Origin of the sequence: Promineifilum sp. (SeqCode), from assembly GCF_041918635.1 — a bacterium.
Taxonomy (GTDB): domain Bacteria; phylum Chloroflexota; class Anaerolineae; order Promineifilales; family Promineifilaceae; genus Promineifilum.
This window is the reverse complement of record NZ_JAYRVJ010000026.1, coordinates 1-5,682: the sequence shown is the minus strand read 5'-3', so window position 1 is coordinate 5,682 and position 5,682 is coordinate 1. Positions and strand designations below refer to the sequence as shown.

4 protein-coding genes and 1 pseudogene are annotated in these 5,682 nt (G+C 66.6%); 3 read left to right on the top strand and 2 right to left on the bottom strand.

The window, feature by feature from the left end; translation table 11 throughout:
* Together ACE3UY_RS01005 and ACE3UY_RS01000 are read right to left on the bottom strand one after the other, a co-directional pair.
* A partial coding sequence (locus ACE3UY_RS01005; RefSeq protein ID WP_374685694.1) for an ArnT family glycosyltransferase occupies positions 1 to 2,003 on the bottom strand: 2,003 nt, incomplete at its 3' end.
* A gap of 34 nt (positions 2,004 to 2,037) precedes the next feature.
* Positions 2,038 to 2,685, bottom strand: coding sequence for a 50S ribosomal protein L25 (locus ACE3UY_RS01000; RefSeq protein ID WP_374685693.1), 648 nt, complete (start codon positions 2,683 to 2,685; stop codon positions 2,038 to 2,040).
* 201 nt (positions 2,686 to 2,886) lie between these two features.
* On the opposite strand from ACE3UY_RS01000, the gene ACE3UY_RS00995 reads away from it, so the two are divergent.
* The 3 genes and pseudogenes from ACE3UY_RS00995 to ACE3UY_RS00985 all read left to right on the top strand — a co-directional run.
* Positions 2,887 to 3,279 carry a DUF2267 domain-containing protein gene (locus tag ACE3UY_RS00995; RefSeq protein ID WP_374685692.1) on the top strand — a complete coding sequence of 131 codons (393 nt, stop codon included), beginning with the start codon at positions 2,887 to 2,889 and terminating at the stop codon, positions 3,277 to 3,279.
* Positions 3,280 to 3,292: 13 nt separating this feature from the next.
* A complete protein-coding gene (locus tag ACE3UY_RS00990) occupies positions 3,293 to 4,996 on the top strand; it encodes a ubiquitin-like domain-containing protein (RefSeq protein ID WP_374685691.1) in 1,704 nt (567 codons plus the stop codon).
* A 47-nt stretch (positions 4,997 to 5,043) separates the two neighbouring features.
* Positions 5,044 to 5,682: pseudogene (locus ACE3UY_RS00985) on the top strand (hypothetical protein); the annotation flags it as partial.

Here is a 5,682-nt window from a genome sequence, read left to right as displayed (position 1 = left end):
GGCCAAGCCGCCAGCCGGTTCAGGTCGGCCGGCGGTCGCAGCCCCGGCCAGCCGAACGTGTCCGGCCGCAGCGGGATACCGAACAGGGCCGGCGAACGCCCGCCGGCCCACACCAACTCATAGCCCAGCGCCCCGTCGAACAGCAACTGATGATACCGGGACGAGAGCGGATAGCGCTCCGGCAGGCGCGGGACGACGCCGTAGACGCGGTTGGAGAGGATAGTCACGTACTCCGCGCCAGACAACAAGTCCAGGTTCGCCATGAGCTTCTGCTCATCGTCGGCCGCGTCCGGCAGCGACAGCCAGGTCAGCTCGGCGTTGGGGAACTCCTCGCGGCGGCGGCGCTGTTCGTCGATGATCATCGTCGCGGGCAGGTAGTCGTCCCACTGCTCGCTCAGCAGCAACGTGCCCGGCGGAATCTGCTCGTAGACCCAGCGCGAGGCGCGGTTCCAGGGATGCTCCTCACGGTAAATCGCCATGAAGCTGAGCGCGTAGAGCGCCGTAAAGCCCAGCGTCAGCCCGGCCAACGCCCAGCGGGCGTAGCGCGGGATAAGAATCCCGCGCCGCGGCCGGCCCTCCCCCAACACCATTGCCGCGCCAAACAGGATGAGAAATGGGACGATGGGCTGCATGTAGCGCATGAACTTGACGTAGAAGCTGCCCGTGAGGATGAAATAGGGCACGACCCATAAAAGGATAGGTTCCAGGTTCCAGGTTCCAGGGTAGGGGCGGGTTTGAAACCCGCCCCTACTTCCACTGGCCCCTAGCATTTGCCAGACAGCCCAGCCAAGCCCCGCAAAACCCAACACTCCCAACAGCGGCCCCATCCCCCAGCGCACCTGCATCTCGACGAAGTACAGGTAAGGCCACGTGCCGGCGTATTGGCGCGTGAAACCCAGGTCAACGCGACCGCGCACCATTGCGTTCTGGGTGGCGACGTTTTGCAGGTAACAGGAACGGGGCAACGCTTCGGGCAGCGGCAGGGGGCCAAGGCGCGGCGGGTTGTATGGCACGGGGCAGGTGCGATCCAGCAGGGCAAATGGGTTCGTCAGGGCAAAGACGGCGAAGGCCACCAGCAAGGCGACACCCGCCCATGCCCAACGTCGCCCTCTGCTTATGCCGTTTGTAGTCAGGCAATTCATTGCCGTCCACACCAGCGGCAGCGCCAGCAACACCGCCGCGAATTTCGAGCCAACCGCCAGCCCCACCATCGCCGCCGCGATCATCAACCACACGACGGATTGTCTGTACCGGACATCGGCCCCATCCGAAGATGTGGGCTCCGCGCTTTCTGTGCTCCCCTGCTCCTCTGCCCCCCTGCGCCCCTGCTCTGCCAAAACCATCGCATACAGCGCCGCCACCACAAAGAACGTCAGATACGGATCGCTGGCAAAGAAGTGGGCCAACTGGATATGGAGAACGGTCACGGCCAGCAGCGCGGCGGCCAGCAGCCCCGCCGCCGGGCTAAACAGGCGACGGCCGAGCAAGTAGATCAGCAGCACCGTGCCCACGTCGAAAAGCGCCGTCAGCGCCCGACCGACGGCCGCCAGGTGGTGGAATTCGATCCGGCCCGCGCCATTCAGCACGTCGGCCGTTAGCGACCAGTCGGAGGGTAGGATCGGCACGAGGGCGGGGCCAACCCACTCCGCCAGACGTGTCGCGATCACGCCCAGATAGAGCGGCACGTGTCCATAGGCGAAGTCACGCGGCTCGCCCTGTAAAACAACAATCCCTTCGCTGCTGGCCTCCGGCGGCCAGTGGAAGGGATTGAACGTTGATTGATCCGGTCGCCAGGCAGCGGCGCTGCCTGGCGACGTGAACTCTATGGTGGTGGCAACCCACGTAATGTAGCGCTCGTCCGGATGGTGGTGCTGGAAGCCATCCCAGTCCAGGCCGGTCAGGCGCAACGCCGCCGCAACCAGCAGGATCGCGGCCAAGGCGACACGCTGCAACCACACCCGGCCTCGCGCGCCGCTAACCACTGACCACTGATCGCTGACCACTGATCACTGCTCGCGCGTCCTTAAGTCGAGCGCCCTAAAACTCTTCCTCGTCCTTCTTGCCCCTGGCGATGACCTCAACGTCCTCGGCCGTGCCCTCGCCCTCTTCAACCGCCAGTTCCTCTTCGCCGGCCGCGTACTCGAAGCGGGCCACGAGCAGCTCAGGATCGGTCATGATCTCAACCCCCGGCGGGGCGACGAGGTCGCTCACGTGGATGATGTCATCAGCGGTGCGAATGGCGCTCAGGTCGACCTCGATCTCGGCTACCAGCGCCTCGGGGAGACACTCGATCTCGACCTCGCGCAGCAGTTGCGTGACGACGCCCAGCCCTTCCGCCTCCGGCGTGGCCGTGCCCACCGTCACCAACTCGGCCGCGGCGCGCAGCTTGACCTTCATGTCGACTTCCATAAAGTCAACGTGGACGATGTCGCCGCGAGTGGGGTGCTGCTGGATTTCGCGCACCAGCACCGTGCGCAGTTGGTCGCCGACCTTCACGTCGACGAGGTGCGTGGTGCCGGCGGTGCGCAGGGCGCGGCGCAGCGCCTTCTGCTCCATCTGCACCGATTGCTGCTGGGTTTTCTTGCCGTAGATCACACCCGGGATCTGACCTTCACGTCGCAACTGGTTCACCTGCTTGCCGGTGATTTCCCGCGGTTCCGCCTCAATTACGATTCTGTCGCTCATGCCTCTGTGTACCTTCCCTGCCGTAACACTCAAGCAGGCGTGGCAGCCAAATCCCCGATCTGGTCGCCTACGCCTACTGCGGTTATATTCCTTCTAAATGTCTTGTCGGCTATAATCCGGTCGTACTGACCGAATATGGAAGTATACCGACAAATCCGCACAAGTCAATCCGGGTAGACAGACGATATGAGCAATCAGACCATGGCCTTGGACAGTTACTACAGCGCGATCATGCAACACGGCAAGCTGCGCACGCCCGCCCACGCTGCCCGGGTGAGTCGCGCGGTTCTGCGCACGTTGGGATTTAATCTAAGCGGCGGCGTGAAGAAGAAGCTGGCCAAGGCGCTGCCCGCCGATCTGGCCCACGACCTGACCCGCGGCTGGCTGTTGTTGCATATCCGCGACCGCAACCTGTCCCTGCACCGATTCGCCAAGGATGTCGCCCGGCACAGCGGCAACACCGATCCGCAGTACGCCCAGATGGCGACGGCGGCCGTCTTCCGCCAGATCAAGCAGATCATCGACGCCGATCTGAGCCGCGACGTGGCCCGCGACCTCAGCCCGGAAGTGCGCGAGTTGTGGAACGCGGCCTAGGCGGCCGGTTACTTTGGGACGCTCCTTCTCGTTCGTTGGGCGGCGATGGCCGCGTCTGTGGCTGCTGGCCGGTTGCTGGTTGGCGCTGTGGCTGGCCGGTTGCGCGGCTCCGGCGGCTGAACAGGCTGTAGCCACGTCCACGCCGCTCTCTGCTCGCCCCGTGACGCTGATCGCCGACGGTCAGACGCGCCAACTGACGATCACCGGCGCGACGGTGGCCGAAGCGCTGGCCGAGGCGGGCGTGTCGCTCAACCCGGCCGATCTGGTGGAGCCGCCGCCGGCCGCGCCCTTGCCCGCCGGCTCAACACGCTTTCCTACGGTCATCACCGTCGTGCGCGTCACCGAGACGACCGAAATTATCCCGGAGAGCGTCCCGTTCAAGCGCCAGATCGTGCGCAGCGCGGAGATGTCGCCGGACGACCCGGCGCGTATCGTCCAGACCGGCCAGGCCGGCTTGCAGGAAGTGACCGTGCGCATCGTCTACCACGACGGACTGGAGGCGGAGCGCTGGCCGACGGCGGTAAAAGTGGTGGAACCGCCGCGCGATGAGATCGTCATGATCGGCGTCGCTGCCGCGCAGTCGGCCATGCGCTTCGCCGGCCGGCTGGCCTACATCGACAGCGGTCGCGCCGTCGTGCTCGAAGGCGCCACCGACGCGCCTCGCCAGTTGGCCGTGGAAGGTCAGCTCGACGGGCGCGTCTTCCAGTTGTCGCCCAACGGCGACTACCTGCTCTACACCATCGCCGGCGACGCGCCTGCGGGCGGGGAGAGCTTCCGCAATGCCCTATGGGTCATTTCCACCGCTGAGGGCGCAACCGGCCAGGCGCTCCAGATCGAGAACGTGCTCTGGGCCGGCTGGAACCCGGCCGCCGCGCCGCCGCGCATCGCCTACACGACCGCCCGCTCCGTGTCTCTGCCGCCGGGCTGGGAAGCCAACAACAACCTGTGGCTGCTCGACCTCACCTTTGACGGCAACCAGCCCGCGCCGTTCCGTGTGGTGGAGACGTACCCGGCGGCCTATAGCTGGTGGGGCGGCCAGTATGCCTGGGCTCCGGCGGGTGACCGGCTGGCCTACGCCTTTGCCGACGAGGTCGGCCTGCTCGACCTGAGCGGCATCGCGCCTGGTCTGGCAGTGGCCGAACCGGCGCGCACCATCCTGCACGAATTCACCGAGTTTGACACCGGCGCGGATTGGGCCTGGCTGCCGGCGCTGAGTTGGTCGGCCGACGGGCGCTATCTGGCCTTCACCGCTCATGCCGGCGACGATCCGCAGTCGGGCGAGCGCTTCGACTTGTGGCTGGCGGATACGACGACGGGGGCCACGACGCTGCTGGTCGAGGGCGCGGGCATCTGGTCGCTGGCTCAGTGGTCGCCGGTCGCCGCCCTGCCGGCGCTCCAGCTGGCCTCACTGCGCGCCAACGACCCGGCCAACGACCCGGGCGCGGCTCCGGCGTCTGATGGCGGCTACTCATTGTGGCTGGCCGATAGCGACGGCGGCAACGCCGCGCGGGTCTTCCCGCCGGAAGGCGAGAACAGCCTTTTCGCTCGTTCGGCGCAATCGCTGGTCTGGGGCCCGGAGGCGGACAAGATCGCCTTCATCTTCGACGACGCGCTGCACATCCTCGACGTGGCGACGGGCGATCTCTTCCGCGCCGGGGCGGACGACGGCGTGAGCAGTCACCCTACCTGGTCACCATATGGCGCCATTAGCGAGTAACCGCTAATCTGCCGAATCTACGTAATCTGCGGACAACGCTTCTTCCCGTGAACACCGACGCTCCTCAACGCTCTCCCTTCCCCTGGCGACTGCTCACCATCCTGTCACTGGCGCTGGCCGTCGCCTGCCTGCTGGGACTGGGCGCGCTGCGGGCGCGCCGCGAGTACCTGACGCGGGGCATTCCACTGCTGCCCCAGCCTATCGCTCATGGCGGGCCGCGTCTGGGGGTCAATGCCTACCTGAATGGACTCGACAACGATGAACTGCGCGCGACGCTGGCCGGCATCCGGGCGACGGGCATTCTGGACGTGAAGCAGCCCTTCTACTATAGCGCGGACTATGATTGGGCGAGTTCCGACCGGCTGGTCGCCGCCGCCGCCGCCGAGGGACTGACGCTAACGCCGCTGCTCGACGGCGACCCGGCGGCCGGTTTCGCGCCGCCATCGCCGGAGGCGTTCGCCGCCTGGGCCGGCGAGTTCGCCCGGCGCTATGGGGACACACTGACCCACTACATCGTCTGGGACGAACCAAACCTGGCGAGCCATTGGGGCGGCCGGCCGGTCAACCCCGGCGAGTATGCCGCGCTGTTGACGGCGGCGGCGGCGGCCATCCGTGGGGCCGACGCCGACGCGGTCATCGTCGCCGCGCCGCTGGCCCCAACCAGCGAGACGGGGCCGGATAACCTG